Here is a 21,761-nt window from a genome sequence, read left to right as displayed (position 1 = left end):
GCTAAAGCTCTTTGCGGCGGCGAAGCTCTGCGCGCACCCGCCGCCATTTGCCCTGCTCGAAATTTTGGGAATATCGCCAGGCGCGATCTTCCTCGATGACCGCGAATTCCTCGGCAGCATTCCCATATGTCTTGCTTAAGATATCGGCGACGCGCGTTATCTCGGCGCGCGGGACAAGCATGGGTCGCACAGCTTGCTGCCAAATGACATACATAAAAGCGGATAGTCCACACGCTCCAATGACCGCGATTGAACACCAGCTCGATACGGATAGTTCCATGACTGCGCTCCATGGCTATTCCGCAAGACATTATCCTATAATGGGATAATTCCAAATCAGGATTAATCCGTGAGCTCCTAAAATTTCGGAGTTCTGGAGCTCGTGACAAAGTCTACACATACGCCCGAGTACCGGCTTCTTGTTGAGATACTGACCGACACGCGGCGAAAAGCGGGCCTGACACAACAGCAGGTCGCAGATCGGTTGGGCAAGCCACAGTCCTATGTCGCAAAGGCAGAGGGCTCTGAAAGACGAATAGACGTCGTTGAATTTGCAAAATTGTCGGCCGCAATGGATCAAGACCCAACTGCGCTTCTTCAGCTGTTGCTCACAAGGATGGAGGAACAGGGCGTTCTTCTCTGATCAAGACTGTTGCAAAGCAACGACCTAGCGACAAGCGAGGTATAGATAAGTCACCACGCACGCAATTCGTAAAAAAATGCAAATGAGATAAATGGTGCCCGGAGGCGGATTTGAACCACCGACACGCGGATTTTCAATCCGCTGCTCTACCAACTGAGCTATCCGGGCACTTCAGGTCCTTGAAGAACCTCCGCTTTTGGCGGGCGGGGCTGTTTGGTGCCCCGAAAGTGAGCGGGGTTATAACATCTTGTTCGGACATGGCAAGCGCCATCGCGAAGTTTTTTGACAGTTTTTTCACGGCGCCTGTGGATGGCTGGAAAGTCTGCCCGGCGCAGGCCGGATTGCGGCGGAAAACCAGCTCCTGGGCATCCGCCGGACCAGCGGGTGGCGGCGCGGCAGGGGGCGGCTTATGCCCCCTCATTACGCCGTGCGGCAAGACCAAGCGCGATGGGCACAACGGCCACCAGCGCCGCCATGACGGGCGAGGAGGCGAAGATGCGGCTTGCCAGCGAGGTGACGGCAACGGAGCGCACCACCATCATCAGGCGCGAATTCTCGCGGTCGCGCTCATGCCTGGCATCGACGGCTTTGTGGTGCGACGGATTGGCGGCGGCTTCCAGCCGTTTGACGTCGCGGCGAATCTTTTCGAGCTGTTTGCGCAGGTCTTCCAGTTCCGCGCGCAAGGATGATTCCGGCGGGGCGGCGGCACGCGCTCTTCGGGCAGCAGCGGGTTTTGCAGCCTTCTTCTCCACGGCCTCTTCGTCCAGTTCGGCCAGATGGTCGTCAAGGTCCGAGGGCTTGTCGAAACCGTGGGATCGCAGTGGTGCTTTCATCGCTGTCTCCTGAGGCGTGCTGAATTGCGGCGGCGGGCGCTTTTGCCCGGTCAGCCTTTTCAACGCCTCAGCCCGGCAAAGGATGCACGGAAAGCAGGGAGACAGGCATAATAAAACAGGCCCCGAAGGGCCTGTTCAATGTCTCGCTTGAAGCCTCAGGCCGCCTTGGCGGCGCTGGCATAGGGATCGAAGCGTCCGTAGAAGGTCTCGCCCTTGGCGGCCATGTCCTTCAGCAGCGGCGTCGGCTTGAAGCGAGGGCCGTAGGTCTCGCTGAGCTTTTCGGCGAGCGCCACGAAGCTCTTCACACCCATGCCGTCGATGTAGGACAGCGCGCCGCCGGTATAGGGCGCGAAACCGAAACCGAGGATGGAGCCGACATCCGCCTCACGCGGATCGGTGACGATGCCTTCTTCCACCGTGCGGGCGGCTTCCAGCGCCACGGTGACGAGGAAGCGCTGTTTCAGCACCTCCATATCCACCGCTTCAGGCTTCTGCTGCGGATAGAGGTCCTTCAGGCCGGGCCAGAGGGATTTTTTGGCAGGCTTTTGCGGATAGTCGTAAAAGCCCTTGGCGTTCTTGCGGCCGAAGCGGCCCTCGCCTTCCACCAGCGTCTTCACCAGCTCCATATGGCGCGGATCGACGGCCTTTTCGCCGAGATCGGCGACGGTAGCCTTCAGGATCTTGTAGGAAAGATCAATCGCCACCTCATCGTTCAGCGCCAGCGGGCCGACCGGCATGCCGGCGAATTTCGCGGCATTTTCGATCATGGCGGCGGGTACACCCTCGATAAGCATATCGTAGCTTTCCGCCATGTAACGCAGCACGCAGCGATTGACGAAGAAGCCGCGGGTATCGTTGACCACAATCGGGGTCTTTTTGATCTTGGCCACGTAGTCCAGCGCGACGGAGAGCGCCTTGTCGCCAGTTTCCTTGCCAAGGATCACTTCAGTCAGCATCATCTTCTCGACCGGCGAGAAGAAATGGATGCCGATGAAATCCGCCGGGCGCTTCGAGTTCTTCGCAAGGCCGGTGATCGGCAAAGTGGAGGTGTTGGAGGCGAAGATCGCGCCCTGCGGCAAGACGGCTTCCACCGCCTCGATGACGGCCTTCTTGACATCGCGGTCTTCGAAGACGGCCTCGATGACGAGATCGGCATCGGCGAGCGCCTTGTAATCCGCTGTCGGGGTGACGAGGTCGAGCAGGGCCTTGCCCTCGTCCTGCGTCAGCCTGCCCTTGCCGATGGCGGCCTTGACGCTTTCCTCGCAATGGCCCTTGCCCTTGTCGGCGGCTTCCTGATCGCGATCCACCAGCACAACGGGGATGCCGGCGGCAGCCGTGACGTAAGCGACGGCAGCGCCCATGAAGCCCGCGCCGACGACGCCGACCTTCCTGAACTCGGTCTTCGGCTGGCCGGCCGGGCGGCGCGCCCCCTTGCCGAGTTCCTGCATGGAAATGAACAGCGAGCGGATCATGCCGAAGGCTTCCTTTGAGCGAAGGATTTCGGTGAAATAACGCTGTTCCACCTTGAGCGCCGTATCGAAAGGCAATTGCAGGCCTTCATAGACGCATTTGAGGATTGCGAGTGCAGCCGGATAGTTGCCGGCGCTTTCACGGCGCAGGATGGCCGGAGCGGCGGGCCAGAGCTGGGCTGCGGCAGGCGTCCAGATGCCGCCGCCGGGAGCCTTGAAGCCCTTTTCATCCCAAGGGGCGACCGGTTTCAGGCCGTCCTTGATCATTTGCTTTGCGGTTGCGACCAACTGATCCGGCTCCACCACCTGATGCACCAGCCCCATGGCCTTGGCGCGCGCGCCGGTCAGCGACTGGCCGGTGGTCATCATCTGCAATGCCGATTGCGCATCCGTCAGGCGCGGCACGCGCTGGGTGCCACCGGCGCCCGGGAAAATGCCGACCTTGACTTCCGGCAGGGCGATCTTGAGGTTCTTGGCGCTGGAGGCGACCCGGCCGTGGCAGGCAAGCGACAGCTCAAACGCGCCGCCCATGCAGGTGCCGTTGATGGCGGAAACCCAGGGCTTGCCGTTGGTCTCGATCTTGCGGAACAGGCCCGTCATGCGGCCAACCAGTTCGAACAGCTTTGCCGCCGCCTGATCCGGGTTCTTCGTCTTCTCGTCATTGTAGAAGGAGAACATCGACTTGATCATCGACAGATCGGCGCCGCCGGAAAAGGTGCTTTTTCCTGACGTGAAGACGACGCCCTTGACGGCGCTATCGGCGACGGTGGCATCAACAATCGCGTTCAGCTCGTCCATCACCTCTGATGTGAAGACGTTCATGGATTTTTCCGGCATGTCCCAGGTGACGAGGGCAATGCCGTCTGCGTCCGTCTCGATGGTGAAATTGGTGTAAGTGCTCATTTGGGATTCCTCTTCCCTGAATTTCCTGACGCGTCTAACTCCTCCTTCCCGTCATGGTCGGGCTTGACCCGACCATCCAGCACCTCGGCGTGGATCCTCGGGTCAAGCCCGAGGATGACGGAAGCGGGGGTTGTTACCGCTGCCTTAAACCCGTTCGATAACCGTCGCCGTGCCCATGCCCGCGCCAATGCAGAGCGTGACGAGCGCGGTGTTCAGATCGCGCCGCTCCAGCTCATCCAGCACCGTGCCGAGGATCATCGCGCCGGTTGCACCGAGCGGATGGCCCATGGCGATGGCGCCGCCATTGACGTTCATCCGGTCGTGGTCGATGTCGAAGGCCTGCATGTAACGCAGGACCACGGCGGCAAAGGCTTCGTTGAGTTCGAAAAGATCGATATCGGCAAGAGACATGCCGGTCTTTTTCAGGAGCTTTTCGGTCACATCCACCGGGCCGGTGAGCATCAGCGCCGGATCGGAGCCGATATTGGCGAATGCCTTGATGCGGGCGCGGGGCTTAATGCCCATTGCCTCGCCGCCCGCCTTCGAGCCAACCAGCACGGCCGCAGCGCCATCGACGATGCCGGACGAATTGCCGGCGTGATGGACGTAATTGATCCGCTCCACTTCCGGATGCGCCATGATGCCGACGGCTTCGAAGCCGCCCATTTCGCCGGGCATCTGGAAGGAAGGGTTGAGCGAGGCCAGCGCCTGCATGTCCGTACCGGGGCGCATGTGCTCGTCACGGTCGAGGATCGTCAGGCCGTTTGAATCCTTCACCGGAATGACCGACTTGTTGAAATAGCCCTTTTCCCAGGCATGCGCCGCACGCTTCTGGCTTTCGACGGCATAGGCGTCGACATCGTCACGGGAGAAACCATACTTTGTGGCGATGAGATCGGCCGACACGCCCTGCGGCATGAAGAAGGCCGGGAAGTTGACCGAGGGGTCCATGTACCAGGCGCCGCCGGACATGCCCATGCCGACACGCGACATGCTTTCGACGCCGCCGGCGATGACGATATCGTCGGACCCCGCCTTGACCTTGCCGGCCGCGAAGTTGATGGCATCAAGACCCGAGGCGCAGAAGCGCGATATCTGCATGCCCGGGGCCTTATTGGAGTAACCCGCCTCGAAGGCGGCGGCCTTCGGGATCACCGCACCGGCATCCATGACGGGATCGACACAGCCCATGATGATGTCATCGACAGCAGAAGTGTCGAGCCCATTGCGGTCGCGGATGGCTTCCAGTGTCTTGGCGGCAAGGCGAACGGAAGGCACCTCATGCAGGCTGCCATCCTTCTTGCCGCGTCCGCGCGGGGTGCGGACATGGTCGTAGATAAATACGTCGGTCATTGTTTCTCTCCCTGCGGCGTCAGAAACGCCAGCCTCATCAGAATGCTTCCGCAGCCAGTTCCATCATGGTGTCCGCGCCGGTTTCGATGCGGGCCTTGCGCAGCGCCGTTTCCGGCATGATGCGCTCCATGTAAAACTTCGCCGTGACAAGCTTGGTCTTGAGGTAATCCTCGTCCGAAGTGCTGCCCGCTGCAAGCGCTTCGCTGGCGGCTTTCGCCATGCGCGCCTGCATGTAGCCCAGCACCACGATGCCGAAGAGATGCATATAGTCGGTCGAGCCGGCACCGGCATTGTCGGGTCTCGCCATGGCGTTCTGCATGAACCACATGGTTGCGGCCTGCAGGTCGTTCAAGCCCTTCTTCAGGCCCTTGGTGTAGAGGCTCAGCTTTTCATCGGCGCGGTTTTCCTCGCAGAAATCGCCGATTTCCTTAAACAGCGCCATCACGGCGCGGCCGCCATTCATGCCGAGCTTGCGGCCGACCAGATCGAGCGCCTGAATGCCGTTGGCACCCTCATAGATCATGGTGATACGCGCATCGCGGACATATTGGCTCATGCCGTGTTCCTCGATGTAGCCGTGGCCGCCGAAGACCTGCTGCGCCATCACGGCGTGATCGAAGCCCTTGTCGGTCAGCACACCCTTCAGGATCGGCGTGACGAGGCCGAGCAGGTCGTCCGCCGCCTGCCGCTGTTTTTCGTCAGTGGCGCGGTGGGCGATGTCGGATTGCAGCGCGGTCCACAGAAGGAAGGCGCGGCCGGCCTCGTTATAGGCCTTGATGGTCATCAGCGTGCGGCGGATATCCGGGTGCACGATGATCGGATCGGCCTTCCTGTCGGGGAATTTCGCACCCGAAAGCGAGCGGCCCTGAATGCGGTCACGCGCATATTCCACCGCGTTCTGGTAGGCGATCTCGCCAACAGACAGACCCTGCAGGCCAACGCCGAGGCGGGCCTCGTTCATCATCACGAACATGGCGGAGAGACCCTTGTTCTCCGCGCCCAGCAGATAACCCGTCGCGTCATCATAGTTCATGACGCAGGTGGCGTTGCCGTGAATACCCATCTTGTGCTCGATCGCACCGCAGGTGACGCCATTGCGCTCGCCGAGCGTACCATCTTCCTTGACGAGGAACTTCGGCACGATGAACAGCGAAATGCCCTTGGTACCTTCCGGCGCGCCCTCGATACGGGCAATCACCAGATGGACGATATTATCAGTCATGAAATGTTCGCCGGCGGAGATGAATATCTTCTGGCCGGAAATCTTGTAAGTGCCGTCGCCCTGCGGAACCGCCTTGGTGCGCAAGAGGCCGAGATCGGTGCCGCAATGGGGTTCGGTCAGGTTCATGGTGCCGGACCATGTGCCTTCGACCATCTTCGGCAGATAGGTCTGCTTCTGTTCCTGCGTTCCATGCACGAGGACTGCGGCGATGGCGCCCTGCGTCAGGCCGGGATACATCATCAGCGACAGGTTGGCGGACGACATATATTCGCCGATCGCGGCATGGAGCGTATAGGGCAGGCCCTGACCGCCAAATTCCTGCGGAACGGCAAGACCGATCCAGCCGCCCTCGCAATAGGCGTCATAGGCCTCCTTGAAACCTTCAGGCACGGAAACGGAGCCGTCATCGGCGCGCTTGCAACCCTGCTGATCGCCGGAAAGGTTGAGCGGGAAAAGCCGCTCTTCGGCAAGCTTGGCGGCTTCACCGGTGATGGCCTCGATCATATCAGGGGTTGCATCTTCGAAGCCGGGCAGGTTGTTATACCGCTCCAGGCCGAGAACGTCGTTCAGGATAAAAAGCGTGTCTTTGACTGGGGCCTTGTAAACAGGCATTACCGATGTTCCTCCGCATCGTGAAAGCCGGAGCCGATCCGGCAAATATGGGATGACAATATTTGACGTGCGCGTAAACGTCAAATAAATTCCGGTTGAATATCGCCTGCCCTTTCCGCCGATTGGATGGTCAGCCCGCGCGCGGGAGTGCCGCGCGCCACAAAAGTTAAAAAATTCCCACCATAGTTAACCACTTCTTTACCACGTTTCGTGAATTCTCCCGACAGAGGTAACTGCTTCGTCCATCGGCGCATTTTCCTCCAAGGGGGCAAATACCGGCTCTAGAATTGCTGCATGTTGCGGCGACGGCATGTCCAGACAGGCAACCGTCGCGACAAACAACCGGGCACGCCGGACGGAAGCGAAGCGAGCGAGAAGATGAACGGATTGCGATCGAAAACCCAACAGCCAGGCGACAGATCGTCTCTTGATGCTCTCAATCGCACCATTGAAGGCCTTGAAGCCCGTATTGAAGGGCTGATGAGCCAGAAATTCCCGCGCGAGCCGCGCACGGCGACCCCGGCGCCGGAACCGAAAACCGAGGCTTACGCCGCGCCGCGCGAACCACGCGCCACGGTTACGCCGCCGCAGCTCGACCCCGTCAACGAAATCCGCCAGCGCCAGCGCCTGCTCGAATCAAGCTTCCAGCGCCCGCAGGAACCCGTTGCACGCCCGGAACGAACCATTACCAGGCCGCTTGCGCCGGAGTATCGCCCAAACGAGGCGGCTGCCGCCGCACCGCGTGCACGCTCCATTCCGCCTTATCAGGAGCAGCAGCGTAACGACGCGGCCTTGCAGGAAATCGCACAGGCCCTCGTCAACCTGCGGCATGAGCTGAAGCACGATATCTCCGAAGGCGTGGCGCGCGAGGCGCAGGGGCTGCGTGCGGAGATCCGCAACATTCGCGCCATCGCGGAAGACCAGCAATTCATCGGCGATCTGCGCGACGATATTGCACGGCTTGCCGGCAGCATCGACCAGCTCGGCAACCTGGCATCGCCTGACGCCTATGGGCTGCGCAACGAATTCGAGGACCTGCGCCTGACGATCGACCAGCTTGCGCGTGAAGACAGCGTGCACCGGATCGAAAGCCGCTGGAACAATGTGGAAGATACGCTGCGCGGTTTCGACGCCGCCTCGCTGCAGGATGAGATCGTTTCGCTCGCCTATCGTCTGGACGACATCAAGACCCAGCTCGGCGGCATGAGCAACAATCCGGCCGTGCGCGTGCTTGAAGAAAAGCTGATCGCCATTGCGAGCGCCGTGGAGCAGCTCGGCAAACACATGCAGCCGAACGAGGCGGCCTTTACCGAACAGTTTTCCGGGCTGGATCAGCGTCTGGACGAAATCAGCCGCGCGATTGCCGCAACGGGGGCCCGCTCGAATGCCCAGGCCACGGATAATGCGCTGGCGCAGCGGCTGGAAACCCGCCTGAACGGCCTTGCCGAACAGCTTGATGACATCAACCGTCTTGCCGCCGCCAAGCCTGAGCCGGCGCTGGACCTGACCGCCCGTCTCGAAACGCTGGCCGGCAAGATCGATGAGCTCAGCACCGCCCGCGACGCCGCGCAGCTGCATGAGCGGCTGGACCAGCTTTCCCTGCTGCTGGAGCGCTCGCAGCGCCCTTCGCAGCAGGCGGAACTGACCTCCTTCCTCAGTGACATTTCCCGCAAGATCGACGCACTGGATCACGGCGCCGTCAATGATGGCCTGGCCGAACGGCTCGATACGCTGTCGCGGCGGATCGAGGACCTCGATTATCGCTATAGCCAGCCGCAGCCGGCTTCGGGCCTCAGCGAAAACGCCTTCTCGCGTCTGGAAGAGCGGCTCGGCAATATTGCCGCCCGTCTCGACGAGACCGCCCATGCCGCGCCCGCCGACAGCCACGCGCTGGCAAGCCTCGAAAACCAGATCGCCCATCTCTCGACGCTGATCAGCCAGCCGGTGCACGCACAGGCGAGCCTGCCCCCGCAACTCGATGCCCGCATGGCGGCGATCGAGGACTATATGGCGTCGAACGACGAATATATCATCGAAGCGGCACGGCAGGCGGCCGAAGCCGTTCTGGACGCCTATACCCGCAACAACCTGTCCGCCGGCGCCAATCTCGCCGACATGACGATGCTGACCGATCTCGCGACCGATCTTCGCAGTCTTGAAGCCCTGAGCCGCAATACCGAAGAGCGCACGCATCGCACCTTCGAGGCGCTGCACGAGACGCTGGTGCAGATCGCCGGCCGGCTCGACAGTCTCGACAATCGCGAGGCTGTTCCCGCTTATCGCGAAGAGGCCGCGCCCCGAAACGTTGCGCAGCATATGGTTGCTCCCGCCCGCGAAGATGTGCCCATGCCGGCAGCGGTCTTCCCGGAGGAAGGTTATATTGCCGAGGAGCAGGCCATTCTCGACGCCGACGAGAAGGATGCGGATGCGATGACCGTCGTGCCGCCTGCTGCGGCAAAGCCGGCAAAGGCCGAAAAGAAGAGCCTGCTTGCCGGCCTGACGAAACGGTTCAGGAGCAGCACGGCGAAGGCGGCCAAAACCACTGAAGAGCCCATATCCGCCACCTCCACCCGCACGCAGGTGGAGCCCGCGCCTTCGCTCGACCCGATTGACGTTCTGCCAGCCGGCCAGGAAAACGAGCTTCTGGAGCCGGGTTCGGGCGCGCCTGATATCAAGAAGATACTGGAACGGGTGCGCGCCAGCCAGGTGGCCGCCAGCGGCAAGGCCGCCGATGCCGAAGGACGGACGGATTTCATTGCCGCCGCCCGCCGCGCTGCACAGGCCGCCGCCATGGAAACCTCGCCGGAAAATCTTGAAACCGGCAAGAAAAATCGCAAGGCCGACGCCTCTGCGCTCTCGCGCTACCGTCGCCCGCTGCTGCTCGGCATAGGTGCCATTCTTCTCGCCATGATGGCCATGCCGCTCATCAAGACGTTGATCGGTGGCACGGAAGCGCCGGCACCCGTCATCGAACAGAAGATGGAAAACTCTCCGGTCTCCGCCCTTCCCGAGAGTGGCGACAAGGCAGTGACCATTCCGTCCGACCTCGCGATCGATCAGGAGCAGGCGGCATCCGCCGACAGTATCGAAAACGCGGCACCGCCGCAGAATACAATCGATCCCCGCACCATTGGCGGCGCACCGCTCGCCGACGAGCCGCCGGTCGCCAATGCTCCGGTTGTCGATACGACAACACCTGACACAATCGTAAAAAGCGAGCCGCAGGTACCGGCGCAGCAAGCCGCCGCTCCGGCTGCCCCCGCCCAGGACGCGATTGCGGTTCCCGCAGGCATCGAGCCGGCATCGCTCGCCGAGGCCGCAGCCAAGGGCGACACGCAGGCGCTGTTTGAGATCGCCGCACGTTACACCGACGGCCGCGGCGTGGCCGCCGACCGTGCTGAAGCCGCAAAATGGTATAAAATGGCGGCGGATCGCGGTCTTGCACCCGCACAATATCGTCTCGCCAACCTTTACGAGAAGGCAAACGGCGTCGAGCGCAACCTTTCCGAGGCCAAGCGTTATTACACGCTGGCCGCAGAGCAGGGCAATGCCGGCGCCATGCACAATCTCGCCGTCCTGCTTGCCTCAGACGCGGCTGGCCAGCCGGATTTCACTGGTGCCGCACAATGGTTCATCAAGGCTTCCGAACTCGGCGTTCGGGACAGCCAGTTCAACCTCGCCATTCTCTATGCCCGCGGCAGTGGTGTGAAGCAGGATATCGAGGAATCCTACAAGTGGTTCGCGATTGCCGCCAAGGATGGCGACGCTGACGCCGCCCAGAAGCGTGACGAAGTTGCCGGGGCGATGAACCCGCAGCAGCTTCAGAGCGCCAAGGCCAAGGTGGACGCGTGGAAGGTCAAGCCGCTTTCGGAAGACGCCAACAGCGTCAACCCGCCTGAGGAATGGGCCGGCAAGGAAGGTGTGAAGACCGCCTCCGTGGACATGGAAAAGGCGATCCGCAACATTCAGGCAATCCTGAACAAGAACGGTTTCGATGCCGGCCAGCCCGATGGCAAGCTTGGCAAGAACACCGTCACCGCCATCAAGGACTTCCAGAAATCCGTGGGCCAGACGCCTGACGGGCGCATCACCAACGAGCTGGTGACCGCGCTGCTTGCCCGCAACAAGTAACATTCCGGAACCGATGGGGCGGCCTCCTGGCCGCTTCGGCGCAACACGGCGCAGGAATGTGACGGCCTGCCGACACACGGCCGCTATCTTTCCAAATTATCAACGTATTTACCGTTGAATGTTGACACGTCAGACCCTCGCGGGCATGACGAATGAAGGCTGGGCATGCCCGGTCTTTTCAGACAGAAAGTATAATCGCGGCGCGGCCCCCTCACCCGGACAGGCCCCGTCGCCCGGAACCATTTGCCCGAGGTCCGAGCCGTGACTGTCTATCTGCCAATCGCAGAACTGTCGGTGAATATTTTCATCATTCTGGGCATGGGCGCGGCTGTCGGTTTTCTTTCCGGCATGTTCGGCGTTGGCGGTGGTTTCCTGATCACGCCGCTTCTGATTTTCTATAATATTCCCCCCGTCGTGGCGGTTGCGACTGGCGCGAACCAGGTGGTCGCCTCTTCCGTTTCCGGCTCCATCACGCATTTCCGGCGCGGGACGCTGGACGTCAAGCTTGGCAGCGTGTTGCTTGTGGGCGGTCTTGTCGGCGCCACGGTCGGCGTGTGGATATTCTCCTTTCTGCGTAGCATCGGCCAGCTCGATCTCATTGTCTCCCTGCTCTACGTCATCCTGCTCGGCACCGTCGGCGGATTGATGCTGAAGGAGAGCATTTCGGCGCTCCGCCGCGCCGCCCGCAACGAAACCGTGACGCTGCGTCGCCCCGGCCATCACAACTGGGTGCACCGTCTGCCGCTGAAAATGCGGTTCAAGAAATCGAAGATCTATCTCAGCGTCATTCCCATCGTGACCCTGGGTTTCGGCATCGGCATCCTCACATCGATCATGGGTGTCGGCGGCGGTTTCATCATGGTGCCGGCGATGATCTATCTCTTACGCATCCCCACCAGCGTGGTCGTCGGCACCTCGCTGTTCCAGATCATTTTCGTGACCGCCTATACGACCGTCGTACAGGCCGCGACCAACTATTCCGTCGATGTGGTGCTGGCTTTCATCCTGATGGTGGCGGGCGTCATCGGCGCGCAATATGGTGTGCGGGTGGGGCAGAAACTGCGCGGCGAACAGCTGCGTGCGCTGCTGGCGCTGCTGGTGCTTGCCGTTGCGCTTCGCCTCGCCGTCTCACTGGTGGTGCGCCCGGAAGACCTGTTTTCGGTTGCCGTCGGGGGGTTAGGTTATTGACCCGCCCTATTTTGCACGCCGTGTTTTTTCTTATCTCATGCCTTGCTTTTGGGGGCATTGCCTCGGCGCAGACACCACCGCTTGCCCTGCCGCCCGGTCCGCAGCAGCGGTCACTGCTGGAAAACATCGAAATCGGCGCATCGACAACGGAAATTCCCATCGCTTCCGATTTTCGCGGGGCGGATTTCACGCTCTTCGGCGCGCTGAACAATACCGACCAGCTGCTACTTGCCATCGGGCAATACGACATTGTCGTGACGCTCGAGGGACCGAGCGACTACATGACAGTGCGCAAGAAAGAACGTGTGGCCGGTATCTGGATCAATACCAGCGCCATTACCTTCACGCCGCTGCCGGAATCCTATTCCATGGCCAGCACGCGCGACATCAGCGCCATCGCATCGCCCGGTACCTTGCGGGCCATGGGGCTGGGTGTCGATCATCTGTCGCTCAAAAGCGCTGTTTTTTCCGGCGTGCCCGACAATGTCTTCGATTTTCAGGAAGCCTATCGTCGGCTCAAGCTTTCAAGCGGCATTTATCGCAACGACACGACCGGGGTGAGGCTGGAACGCACCGGCCTGTTCTGGGCGACGCTTCGCCTGCCCGCCAACGTGCCGAACGGCGTACACACCGCCCGCGCCTATCTCTTCAAGAGCGGCAAATTCATCGCCCAGCGCGAGCTGAAGCTGCGCGTCGTCAAGACCGGCATGGAACAGGCGATCACCGACGCCGCCCATCAGACGCCGCTTGCCTATGGCGCGCTCTGCGTTCTGCTCGCCGTCGTGACCGGCTGGGGTGCTAGCATCATCTTCCGCAAGGACTGAGCCTTTTCCCTCCCGGAAAAGAAACCGTCTGTCGCCCTTTCCTCCAAAGATAGCATTCGCTTCCTTCAACGGTTTGCGGTAAAATTCAAGGCGTTACAACCACGCACGCAGATCATGGCGGTAAGTGCGGTTGTGACCGGGATGAAAAGGAGAAATGTCATGTTCAAGCACATTCTCATTCCCACCGATGGCTCGCCGCTGGCGCAGATCGCAATCGACCAAGGGTTCGCTCTCGCCAGGGAGGCAGGCGCAAAGGTGACCGTCGTGACGGTATCGGAACCCTTTCACGTGATTGCCAGCGATGTCGAGGACATTGCCGCCATTGCTGAAGAGGAATTTCACCGTTGCGAGGAGGCGGAGCATCTTCTGAGAGACACGCAGGCGCACGCCGAATCCATGGGGCTCGATTGCGAAGCCCTGTTGGCGCGAGCGGGGCGGCCTGATGAGGCTATCATCGAAATAGCCGACAGAACCGGCTGCGACCTCATCGCCATGGCGTCGCACCGGCGCAGGAGTTTCATCGAGATGCTGCTGGGCAGCGTTACGGCCAAGGTGCTGAAGAATTCGAAGATACCGGTGCTGGTCTACCGTCAATAGGCGGCTGCAACACCATGCTCAGCCGAGCAGATTGGCAAACCGCACCGAATAGATGCGCTCCCGCCCCATTAGATGCGCGACGAGGGCGGCGTGATCGAAGAGACCGCGCATGGCCTTGTGCCGCAGATCCAGCCCGCCGCTCATGACCCCGAAAGCCGGCATCAGAAGCCGTGAACCATCGGTGGCGAAACAGGGCCGCCGAACCGTCTTTTCGCGGCGGCGAACCGTGGCGGAAGGATGCAGGTGGCCGGCGATTTCGCCGGCGGCATCACGCGGTTTCGGCTCATGGCGGAAAACGAGATTGCCGTAAAACATCTCATCCACCGAAGATCCCGGCAGATCGACCGTACCATCAGGATCATGATTGCCGTTGATCCATATCCATTCACGGCCGCTGGCCATCTCGCGGATGATTTCACGCAGCATGGGCGGCAGATGCTCGGACCCCACGCGGTCGTGGAAATTGTCGCCGAGGCTGACGACGATCTTCGGGTCGTAGCGGCTGACGAGGGAGGACAGGATTTTGAGGGTAGCGATGGTGTCATAAGGCGGCAGCATGCGCCCGCGCCGGGCAAAGGCCGCCCCTTTTTCCAGATGCAGGTCGGACACCACGAGCAGCGACAGGTCGGGCAGGTAAAGTCCGCCGAGCGGATCGCACCAGGCCGCGACACCATTAACGGCGGTTTCGCTGCCGAGGCATTCGAAACCGTTTGAAAACCTGTCGCTCAATGTGAGACGGCTCAGCACTTCTCGTCGTTCCTTTACCGGGTCCCCATATCGGACGGCCCGAAAGTCGTTTGCATCTGTCCGCCGGCTCCTAGGACATCGCTTCCGCGATCAGTTCGTCTGCGGCTTCGGCCAGCACATCGTCCATCGCCTCGCCCGCCACCGTCTCGCGGCCGATTTCCAGCATGACGGGAACGGCAAGCGGCGAGACATGTTCCAGCGCGCGATGGGTGGTGTGACCCTTGATTCGCCTCAGCATATCGCCAAGACGACCAATGTCCAAAAGTCCCGCCGCGGCATCGCGCCGCGTCGCTTCCAGCAGGATATGGTCCGGCTCATGGCTGCGAAGAACGTCATAAATAAGATCGGCGGAGACCGTGACCTGCCTGCCGGTCTTTTCCTTACCCGGATGGCGGCGCTCGATCAGCCCGGAAATGACGGCGCAATTGCGGAAGGTGCGCTTCAGCATGAAGGATTCGTCCAGCCACGCCTCCAGATCGTCGCCCAGCATGTCCTCGTCCAGCAGGTCGGCAAGCGAAAGGCGGCGGGATTTCAGCCGCCTGCCGATGTCCTCCATGGCCCAGATGGCGAGCGAATAATCGGTGGCGACGAAACCCATCGGCTTGGCGCCCGCGCGTTCCAGCCGTCGCGTCAAAAGCATGCCGAGCGTCTGGTGTGCCAAGCGTCCCTCGAAGGGATACATGACCATGAAGAAGCGCTTGCGGAAGGGGAAGGTCTCCACCAGCAGCTCGTCGCGCTTGGGAATAATCGACTTTTCCTTCTGGATCGCCAGCCAGTCGCGGACCTGATCCGGCAGGGCATGCCAGCGCGCCGGGTCTGCCAGCATGGAGCGCACCTGATCGGCGAGATAGGTGGAGAGCGGAAACTTGCCGCCGGCATAGGAGGGTATCTTCGGGTCCATGGAGAAGGCCTGTGAGACCAGGCATTCATTCTCCCTGATGCCTTCGAAGCGCAGCACCTTGCCGGCGAAGAGGAAAGTATCGCCCTGCACCAGCTGCTCGAGGAAATATTCCTCGACCTTGCCGAGCGACATGCCGCCGCGCCCGACCGTGCCCTTGGCATTACGCTTGACCATGCGGACATTGAGTTCCGCCGCCTCGACGATGGTGCCGAGGTTCAGGCGATATTGCTGCGCGACCGCCGGATTGGAGACGCGCCAGCGACCGTCCTTCATCTGCCGGATGCGGGCGTAACGCTCATAGGTGCGCAGCGCATAACCGCCGGTGGCGGTGAAATCCACCACCCGGTCGAAGGTGGCGCGCGGCAGATCGGCATAGGGCGAGGCGCTGGTTACTTCGCGATAGAGATCATCCGCATCGAAGGGCTCGGCGCAGGCCATGCCGAGTATATGCTGGGCTAGAACATCGAGCGCGCCCTCGGCAATCGGCGGCGTATCCTGCGCGCCGATGTAATTGGCATCCAAAGCTGCGCGGCACTCCATAACCTCAAAACGGTTGGCGGGAACGAGGATCGCCTTTGACGGCTCGTCCATGCGGTGATTGGCGCGGCCGATGCGCTGGGCCAGGCGGCTTGCGCCCTTCGGCGCGCCGACATGCACGACGAGGTCGACATCGCCCCAGTCTATGCCGAGATCGAGCGTGGAGGTGGCGACGACGGCGCGCAATTTATTTTCCGCCATGGCCGCTTCCACCCTGCGGCGCTGGCCGGCATCCAGCGAACCGTGATGCAGTGCAATCGGCAGATTGTCGTCATTGATGGTCCAGAGTTCCTGGAAAATCAGCTCCGCCTGCGAGCGGGTGTTGACGAAGATCAGCGTCGTCTGATGGTCCTTCAGCGCGGCGTACAAATCCTTCATGGCGTAACGTGCCGAATGGCCGGACCATGGGATGCGCTCTTCCGTGCTCAGGATGGAGATATCCGGCTTTGCCCCGCCTTCGACGGTGATGAGGCCGGCGGGCGGCTCAGCCTGTCCCTGCGGCGCGAGGTAACGGCGCAAATCCATCGGCTCCGCCACCGTGGCCGAAAGGCCGATAAAGCGCACATCGGGTGCGTGCAGGCGCACCCGGGCGAGCGCCAGCGACAGCAGATGGCCGCGTTTGGAGGTGACGAGCGAATGCAACTCGTCGAGCACCACATATTTCAGGTCACGGAAAAAGCGCTCGGCCTCCTTGTTGGCGAGCAGCAGCGAGACCTGTTCCGGTGTCGTCAGCAGAATGTCTGGCGGCTTCACCTTCTGGCGCTGGCGTTTTCCCTGCGGCGTATCGCCGGTGCGGGTCTCGATGGAAATCGGCAGACCCATTTCAGAGACGGGTCTGGTGAGGTTGCGTTCGATATCCACCGCCAGCGCCTTGAGCGGCGAGATATAGAGCGTGTGCACGCCGACGAAGCCGGAGCCCGCCGGCACCTTGCCGCGTTCTGCCAGATCGGTGAGCGAGGCCATGAAGCCGCCCAGCGTCTTGCCGGCGCCCGTGGGCGCGATCAGCAGCATGTTTTCGCCGCCGCGCGCCCGGGCCATCAGCTCCAATTGATGCGCGCGCGGAGACCACCCTTTTTCGGCAAACCATTTCTGGAATGGAAGGGGCAAGGAGCCGACATGCGTGCCGGAAATGGGAGACTCGGCGTGTTTCACATCTTCAAGGTAGTGAAAAAGCTGCAAAAAAGAAGGGCGGAACGGGACCGCTTGACAGAAAGCACAATCACGGATAATTTTTATCCACGATACTGAAACAAACCGCACAGGGACAAGTCGGATGAAACTCGGCGACGGCGTGGAACAGGCCATTCACAGCGTGGGCATGCTGGCGGGGCTTTCCGAAGGCGGCGTGCTGTCGGCAGCGGCGCTGGCGGAATTTCACGGCGTTTCCACCAGCTATCTGCTGAAGCATCTTCAGTCGCTGTCCAATGCCGGGATTGTCGCCACCGTGCCGGGGCCGAAGGGCGGTTACCGTCTGGCCCGGGCGACAGACAGGATCACGCTGCTCGATATCGTGCTGGCCGTCGAAGGGCCGCAGCCTGCCTTCCGCTGCGCGGAAATCCGCCAGCGCGGGCCGAACCCCTTGCCGGGGCGTTATTTCACCAAGCCCTGCGGCATCAATGCCGCGATGCTGAAAGCGGAGAAGGCCTATCGGGCGGAACTCGCCAAAACCACCATCGCCGATATTCTGGACGATCTCGCCGCCAATGATGATGGCGGGATTGCCGCGCGTGGCTGCGCCTTTCTGGAGCTGAACGAGCGCAAGACGATGACGCGCTGAGACCCGAAAACAGGCCCCCCAAAAAAAGATCGACCTGCACCGGAGAGCTTCGCCGCTTTCCGGACCGATGACGCATGACTTCAAACAGACCCAACCAATGGAGAGACCCATGAAAACCCGTATCAACTATGCCAAAGCATCGCCCGAAGCCTTCAAGGCCGTCATGGCTCTGGAAAATTATGTTCAGGGCAGCGGGCTCGAGCGCCGCTTCGTTCACCTCATCAAGCTGCGCGCCTCGATCATCAACGGCTGTGCCTTCTGTGTGGACATGCATGTGAAGGAAAGCCGCCATGACGGGCTCTCCGAACAATGGATCAACCTGATGAGCGTGTGGCGGGAATCCCCCGTTTATACCCAGCAGGAACGGGCGCTGCTCGGATGGGTGGACGCGGTGACGAAGATTGCCGAAACCGGCGCCCCGGATGATGCCTTCGAGACGCTGAAGGCGCATTTTTCCGATGAGGATATCGTGAAGATCACGGTCGCCATCGGCGCCATCAACACCTGGAACCGCATCGCTGTCGGTTTCCGCTCCCAGCATCCGGTCGATGCGGCTGCGAAGGCGGCGTGACCTCTTAAACCCAAAATGGGCGGCCGCTACATGGCGATGTAGCGGTCGTTTCTGTGATTGATGGCGAGCGTGAGGTTCATGACCAACGCGCCGAGGATGGAGCAGATGATGACGAAAGGTGTGGCCACGAAGAACGAGCAGGCCAGCACCATGCCGTCAAAGGCGAGCTGCACGAGGCCCGCGCGCCAGCCGAAACGATCCTGAAGATAAAGCGCGAGGATACCAAAACCGCCGAGACTCGTGCGATGACGGAACAGCGCCAGCATGCCGGCCGCGACGGTCAATCCGCCAAAGAGAGCCGCAGCAACCGGATTGATGCTCTGAAAGGCGAAAAAGCCGGGCATATATTCCGACAGCAGCGCCGTCATGGCGATGGCGCAGAAGGTCTTGACCGTGAAGGCAAGACCGAGACGTCGGAAGGCGAGATAATAAAACGGCAGGTTGACGAGGAAGAACACCACGCCGAAGCTGAAGCCGGTGGAATAATGCGCCAGAAAGGCAAGGCCGACGGTGCCACCGGTGAGCAGGCCCGCGGCAGAAAGCAGGGTCACACCGAGCGAGACGAGCATGCTGCCGGCCAGAACGCCCTGGGCATCCTCCAGCATCGAATGACGATCTGGCGCGGAAGCCCAGATATTCAAGCGCCTGCGTGCAGTCGTATCGCCCATGCCTGTTCCCCTGATTTTCCGGCCTCTGTCGAGCTATTGCGCAAAAGCGCGATGGATTTCAAGCGTGCTTTGCTCAACGCACAACGATGTATCTGTCCGAGCGGTGATTGATGGCGAGAAACATGTTGAGCACGAAAGCGCCGACAATCGAATAGACGACGGTGGCCGGATCGATGACGAGGAAGGCGCAGAGCATCACGAAGGCATCGAAGGCCAGCTGGATCAGACCGGCGCGGATGCCGAAGCGGTCCTGAATATAGATGGCCAGAATGCCGATACCGCCCAGGCTGGCGCGGTGGCGATAAAGCGCCAGCAATCCGTAACCCAGAAGCAGGCCGCCCAGAAGCGCCGCCCAGAGCGGGTTGATGCTGTCGATGATCATCCAGCGCGCCTCCACTTCCGTGAGCACCGAAACGAGGCCGATGGCAATGAAGGTCTTCAAGGAGAAGGCAAGACCGAGGCGTCGGAAGGACAGGTAATAGAAGGGCAGATTGACGAGGAAGAACAGGAGGCCGAAGCTGATGCCGAAGGCATAGTGAAGGAGAAAGGCGACGCCGGCGGTGCCGCCGGTCAGAAGACCGACCTTGTTCAGCAGATAAAAGCCGAGCGCCGACACGATGGCACCGGTGACGATGCCCTGCACGTCTTCCACCGGCGCATGTCTGGCCGGATCGGAACTCCACATGCTGTAAACGCTTCTCGTTCTGCTCACGCTTTTTTCCTCAGTTTCAAGCATATTTTGCACTGCAAAAAACGTCTGAGCAAGAAGGATACGTAAGGAAGCCTGACCTATCGCGAAAATGGCAAGAAACGGAATGTTCAGGCTTTGGCGCGGGCAAGAAAAAGAATGCCGGAAAGGGGTTTTCCGGCATCCTTGCGAATGGTGGTTTTGCGAATTTCGATGAGGGAAAAGCCGGTCCGCTCCAGAAGGCTGGTGACGTAGCTCTTCGAATGGGCGTAACGCAGGGATTCCCGCAGCACGAAACCTTCTTCATCCCCGGCATCCTCCACGGAAAAGGCGAAGAATCCGGAGGGTGCAAGCAGGGCGGAAACGAGCGGCATGACAGTTTCGAGACTGCCGAGATACATCATCACATCGGCAGCGGCGACGAGCGCGGCGCGGTGCTGCGCCATGGTCGGGGTGAACAATCCCGACGCTTCCGCTTCGAGCGAAAGATCTGCCTGGCCAAGATGGTCGTAAAGACCTTTTTCCTCCGCCTTGGCGAGCATGTTCTGGGAAATATCGAAGCCTTCAAGCCGCTTTGTCAGGGAACTTATCTCGACGCCGAGAAGGCCCGTGCCGCAGCCAATATCGACAATCGTGTCAAAGACGCCGCCATCCGCCGCCGTCCCGATCAGCTCCGCCAGTTTCTGCGGTACGCTGTAATCCAGTTTCTCGACGAGCGACGTTTCGAAACGGTCGGCATAATCGTCGAACAGCCCTTCCACATAACGGCTCGGCGGCTGCTCGGGTGTTTCCGCGGCGCCGAGAACCGCGAGCTTCAGTTCGGCTGCAAACAGCCCTTCCGTATCCAGCGTGGCGACTTTCTCGTAAGCCGCCACGGCTTTTGCGGGTTCCCCCGCCTTTTCTTGATATTCCCCGAAGCGAAACCAGCCCGCCGTCCACCGTGGCGCAAGTTCAAGCGCCTGTTCCATGAGTTCGGCGGCGGCGGGGTAGTCACCGCCTTCCGCCAACATGCGGGCATAGTCCGCCCGGCGGTCGGCAATGACGTCACCGGAAGAAAACTGGTTTGGGGCCATCAATGATTCCTGAGAAGATGCGGGCTGTCATTTATCAAGCCATAAAAAAACTCAAGTCCTATTTCATGGCAGCGGCGAATATGGCGCGATATAGTGCGCGAAAACTTGCATCGAAGCGGTGCGCCCCATATGTCAGGACAAAACAGGAGACTTGCTGATGGCCGGTGAGGTCAACAAAATGCTGGGTGATACGGTGGCCCGCACCGTGGTGAAGCTGCTGGTGGTTTCATTGCTCGTTGGTTTTCTGATGGCGATCTTCGGATTGACGCCCTGGAACATCATCTATGGCGCGCGCGATTTCGTGGTCGATCTCTGGCGCAGCGGTTTCCATGCGCTTGGCGCGATCGGCGACTATCTGATCCTCGGCGCCACGATCGTCATTCCCGTTTTCATTATTCTTCGCCTCCTGAGCTATCGTCGCTGACATGACCGACACATCATTCCAGACGCTCACCCGGCGCGGCTTCGTGCTGGTTTCCGCCGGCTCCGTGCTTTCCGCCTGCGTTTCCGTGCCCACCAACAAGGGCATGCCATCCGGCACCTGCGACGAGACGGCGGCGGCCCTTCCCATGGTCAATGATCTGCGCCGATCCAAGGGGCTTTCGCCGCTCGCCATCAATGGCGCGGCTAGCAGCGCCGCCGCTTATCAGGCCGGCCGCATGGTCAAGGCGCAGAAAATGGCGCATCTGATCGGCCTGACCGACAGTTTCCTCATTCGCATGAAGGACGGCAGCGTGCCGCTTCCGGCAGCGGAAAACGTGGCGGCCGGACAGGACAGCGTGGAACGCGTCGTAAAGGCCTGGATTGGCTCCAAACACCATCTCGAAAACATGCTCGGGCCTTACAATGGTCTCGGCGTCGCGGTGGCATATGATGCGGCCAGCCGTAACCGGCCCTATTGGGCGATGGTGCTCTGCGCCTGAGATAATTGGGGCCGGCGGCGAAAACCCTCTCCACCCTTATTCCTGTGCCTGTCATAGGGATGAGGAGAGATGAGCGCCCCGCCACGAGCAGCACTCCTCCT

Annotated in this window: 19 protein-coding genes and 1 tRNA gene; 9 read left to right on the top strand and 11 right to left on the bottom strand. The window is 61.0% G+C overall.

From position 1 onward, the window contains the following. Position 1: 1 nt before the first annotated feature. Positions 2 to 280 (bottom strand): hypothetical protein, encoded by a 279-nt coding sequence (locus FY152_00825; protein UXS30700.1) that lies wholly within the window; start codon positions 278 to 280, stop codon positions 2 to 4. 102 nt (positions 281 to 382) lie between these two features. Between FY152_00825 and FY152_00820 the strand changes: the two genes are divergently transcribed. After that, positions 383 to 643: a helix-turn-helix transcriptional regulator gene (locus tag FY152_00820; GenBank protein UXS30699.1), complete on the top strand. Its 261-nt coding sequence runs from the start codon at positions 383 to 385 to the stop codon at positions 641 to 643. A 92-nt stretch (positions 644 to 735) separates the two neighbouring features. On the opposite strand, the gene FY152_00815 is transcribed toward FY152_00820, so the two are convergent. From FY152_00815 to FY152_00795, 5 genes are all read right to left on the bottom strand, one after another. After that, positions 736 to 811: transfer RNA gene (locus FY152_00815), tRNA-Phe, on the bottom strand. A 239-nt stretch (positions 812 to 1,050) separates the two neighbouring features. Further along, positions 1,051 to 1,476 carry a hypothetical protein gene (locus FY152_00810; GenBank protein ID UXS30698.1) on the bottom strand — a complete coding sequence of 142 codons (426 nt, stop codon included), beginning with the start codon at positions 1,474 to 1,476 and terminating at the stop codon, positions 1,051 to 1,053. A 155-nt stretch (positions 1,477 to 1,631) separates the two neighbouring features. Continuing rightward, a complete protein-coding gene (locus tag FY152_00805; protein ID UXS30697.1) occupies positions 1,632 to 3,848 on the bottom strand; it encodes a 3-hydroxyacyl-CoA dehydrogenase in 2,217 nt (738 codons plus the stop codon). A gap of 144 nt (positions 3,849 to 3,992) precedes the next feature. Next, positions 3,993 to 5,201, bottom strand: coding sequence for an acetyl-CoA C-acetyltransferase (locus FY152_00800; GenBank protein UXS30696.1), 1,209 nt, complete (start codon positions 5,199 to 5,201; stop codon positions 3,993 to 3,995). Positions 5,202 to 5,238: 37 nt separating this feature from the next. Then, entirely contained in the window at positions 5,239 to 7,035 is a 1,797-nt protein-coding gene (locus FY152_00795) for an acyl-CoA dehydrogenase (GenBank protein ID UXS30695.1), read from the bottom strand. 480 nt (positions 7,036 to 7,515) lie between these two features. On the opposite strand from FY152_00795, the gene FY152_00790 reads away from it, so the two are divergent. From FY152_00790 to FY152_00775, 4 genes are all read left to right on the top strand, one after another. Then, positions 7,516 to 11,166, top strand: a complete 3,651-nt coding sequence (locus FY152_00790) for a hemagglutinin (GenBank protein UXS30694.1) — start codon at positions 7,516 to 7,518, stop codon at positions 11,164 to 11,166. 261 nt (positions 11,167 to 11,427) lie between these two features. Then, positions 11,428 to 12,354, top strand: coding sequence for a sulfite exporter TauE/SafE family protein (locus tag FY152_00785; protein ID UXS30693.1), 927 nt, complete (start codon positions 11,428 to 11,430; stop codon positions 12,352 to 12,354). After that, the gene (locus FY152_00780; GenBank protein UXS30692.1) at positions 12,351 to 13,178 is read left to right on the top strand and encodes a TIGR02186 family protein; all 828 of its coding nucleotides are present in this window, start codon (positions 12,351 to 12,353) and stop codon (positions 13,176 to 13,178) included. Before FY152_00785 ends, FY152_00780 begins: the two co-directional genes overlap by 4 nt. A 159-nt stretch (positions 13,179 to 13,337) precedes the next feature. Continuing rightward, positions 13,338 to 13,775: a universal stress protein gene (locus FY152_00775; protein UXS30691.1), complete on the top strand. Its 438-nt coding sequence runs from the start codon at positions 13,338 to 13,340 to the stop codon at positions 13,773 to 13,775. An 18-nt stretch (positions 13,776 to 13,793) separates the two neighbouring features. Here FY152_00775 and pdeM read toward each other — a convergent pair whose 3' ends face one another. Together pdeM and FY152_00765 are read right to left on the bottom strand one after the other, a co-directional pair. Then, positions 13,794 to 14,522 (bottom strand): ligase-associated DNA damage response endonuclease PdeM, encoded by a 729-nt coding sequence (pdeM, locus tag FY152_00770; GenBank protein ID UXS30690.1) that lies wholly within the window; start codon positions 14,520 to 14,522, stop codon positions 13,794 to 13,796. Positions 14,523 to 14,592: 70 nt separating this feature from the next. After that, positions 14,593 to 17,112, bottom strand: coding sequence for a ligase-associated DNA damage response DEXH box helicase (locus FY152_00765; protein UXS30689.1), 2,520 nt, complete (start codon positions 17,110 to 17,112; stop codon positions 14,593 to 14,595). Between the two features lie 121 nt (positions 17,113 to 17,233). Between FY152_00765 and FY152_00760 the strand changes: the two genes are divergently transcribed. Then, positions 17,234 to 17,737, top strand: a complete 504-nt coding sequence (locus FY152_00760) for an Rrf2 family transcriptional regulator (GenBank protein UXS30688.1) — start codon at positions 17,234 to 17,236, stop codon at positions 17,735 to 17,737. Positions 17,738 to 17,846: 109 nt separating this feature from the next. Further along, positions 17,847 to 18,308: a carboxymuconolactone decarboxylase family protein gene (locus FY152_00755; GenBank protein ID UXS30687.1), complete on the top strand. Its 462-nt coding sequence runs from the start codon at positions 17,847 to 17,849 to the stop codon at positions 18,306 to 18,308. A 26-nt stretch (positions 18,309 to 18,334) separates the two neighbouring features. On the opposite strand, the gene FY152_00750 is transcribed toward FY152_00755, so the two are convergent. The 3 genes from FY152_00750 to FY152_00740 all read right to left on the bottom strand — a co-directional run bounded on the left by FY152_00750 (position 18,335) and on the right by FY152_00740 (position 20,737). Further along, positions 18,335 to 18,976, bottom strand: coding sequence for a YitT family protein (locus tag FY152_00750; GenBank protein ID UXS30686.1), 642 nt, complete (start codon positions 18,974 to 18,976; stop codon positions 18,335 to 18,337). A 73-nt stretch (positions 18,977 to 19,049) separates the two neighbouring features. Next, positions 19,050 to 19,661 (bottom strand): YitT family protein, encoded by a 612-nt coding sequence (locus tag FY152_00745; protein UXS33170.1) that lies wholly within the window; start codon positions 19,659 to 19,661, stop codon positions 19,050 to 19,052. Between the two features lie 134 nt (positions 19,662 to 19,795). Beyond that, a complete protein-coding gene (locus FY152_00740; GenBank protein UXS30685.1) occupies positions 19,796 to 20,737 on the bottom strand; it encodes a class I SAM-dependent methyltransferase in 942 nt (313 codons plus the stop codon). 157 nt (positions 20,738 to 20,894) lie between these two features. Between FY152_00740 and FY152_00735 the strand changes: the two genes are divergently transcribed. Together FY152_00735 and FY152_00730 are read left to right on the top strand one after the other, a co-directional pair. Continuing rightward, the gene (locus FY152_00735; GenBank protein UXS30684.1) at positions 20,895 to 21,161 is read left to right on the top strand and encodes a hypothetical protein; all 267 of its coding nucleotides are present in this window, start codon (positions 20,895 to 20,897) and stop codon (positions 21,159 to 21,161) included. 1 nt (position 21,162) lies between these two features. After that, entirely contained in the window at positions 21,163 to 21,660 is a 498-nt protein-coding gene (locus tag FY152_00730; GenBank protein ID UXS30683.1) for a CAP domain-containing protein, read from the top strand. Positions 21,661 to 21,761 lie beyond the last annotated feature (101 nt).

The sequence above is a fragment of the Agrobacterium tumefaciens genome (genome assembly GCA_025560025.1).
Taxonomy (GTDB): Bacteria; Pseudomonadota; Alphaproteobacteria; order Rhizobiales; family Rhizobiaceae; genus Agrobacterium.
The sequence above is the reverse complement of the archived record's forward strand: the minus strand, read 5'-3'. Positions and strand labels throughout refer to the sequence as shown.

Excerpts from the sequence above, each read along its gene's own strand:
- FY152_00790 (UXS30694.1), top strand. The coding sequence starts at position 7,516 with ATGAGCCAGAAATTCCCGCGCGAGCCGCGCACGGCGACCCCGGCGCCG.
- FY152_00740 (UXS30685.1), bottom strand. The coding sequence starts at position 20,737 with ATGGCCCCAAACCAGTTTTCTTCCGGTGACGTCATTGCCGACCGCCGG.
- FY152_00825 (UXS30700.1), bottom strand. The coding sequence starts at position 280 with ATGGAACTATCCGTATCGAGCTGGTGTTCAATCGCGGTCATTGGAGCG.
- FY152_00750 (UXS30686.1), bottom strand. The coding sequence starts at position 18,976 with ATGGGCGATACGACTGCACGCAGGCGCTTGAATATCTGGGCTTCCGCG.
- FY152_00735 (UXS30684.1), top strand. The coding sequence starts at position 20,895 with ATGGCCGGTGAGGTCAACAAAATGCTGGGTGATACGGTGGCCCGCACC.
- FY152_00755 (UXS30687.1), top strand. The coding sequence starts at position 17,847 with ATGAAAACCCGTATCAACTATGCCAAAGCATCGCCCGAAGCCTTCAAG.
- FY152_00795 (UXS30695.1), bottom strand. The coding sequence starts at position 7,035 with ATGCCTGTTTACAAGGCCCCAGTCAAAGACACGCTTTTTATCCTGAAC.
- FY152_00810 (UXS30698.1), bottom strand. The coding sequence starts at position 1,476 with ATGAAAGCACCACTGCGATCCCACGGTTTCGACAAGCCCTCGGACCTT.
- FY152_00805 (UXS30697.1), bottom strand. The coding sequence starts at position 3,848 with ATGAGCACTTACACCAATTTCACCATCGAGACGGACGCAGACGGCATT.
- FY152_00730 (UXS30683.1), top strand. The coding sequence starts at position 21,163 with ATGACCGACACATCATTCCAGACGCTCACCCGGCGCGGCTTCGTGCTG.
- FY152_00800 (UXS30696.1), bottom strand. The coding sequence starts at position 5,201 with ATGACCGACGTATTTATCTACGACCATGTCCGCACCCCGCGCGGACGC.
- FY152_00760 (UXS30688.1), top strand. The coding sequence starts at position 17,234 with ATGAAACTCGGCGACGGCGTGGAACAGGCCATTCACAGCGTGGGCATG.
- FY152_00775 (UXS30691.1), top strand. The coding sequence starts at position 13,338 with ATGTTCAAGCACATTCTCATTCCCACCGATGGCTCGCCGCTGGCGCAG.
- FY152_00745 (UXS33170.1), bottom strand. The coding sequence starts at position 19,661 with ATGTGGAGTTCCGATCCGGCCAGACATGCGCCGGTGGAAGACGTGCAG.